Annotated in this window: 1 protein-coding gene; it reads right to left on the bottom strand. The window is 55.6% G+C overall.

All coding sequences use genetic code 11. From position 1 onward, the window contains the following. Positions 1-261: cadherin repeat domain-containing protein (locus MTCD1_RS21380; protein WP_088569019.1), on the bottom strand; the 261-nt coding region annotated here is incomplete at both ends.

Raw genomic sequence — 261 nt, 5'->3', positions numbered from 1 at the left:
TCGGTTGAGTTAGTCGTGCCGTCATTCGCCGTTACGCCTAACGTGTAAGTCGCATCAACTAATGCGTCGTTGGCCAGCGCTCTTTTACCCGCCCCCGTTAAGGTCACCACGCCCGTGCTGCTGTCTTCAATTTCGAAGTAGCAGCTCGCGTTGCCGCTGCTGATGCTGTAGGTGACATTATCACCGTCCAGGTCGCTCGCAATAAAAGTCGCTACCGTGTCGCCTGCTTGCGCCACATTTTCAACTTGGGTTGAGCCGGTC

It is taken from the genome of Colwellia marinimaniae (assembly GCF_002207865.1).
GTDB classification, from domain to species: domain Bacteria; phylum Pseudomonadota; class Gammaproteobacteria; order Enterobacterales; family Alteromonadaceae; genus Colwellia; species Colwellia marinimaniae.
Note: the sequence above shows the minus strand (reverse complement) of the source record. Positions and strands in the feature narration are given on the sequence as shown.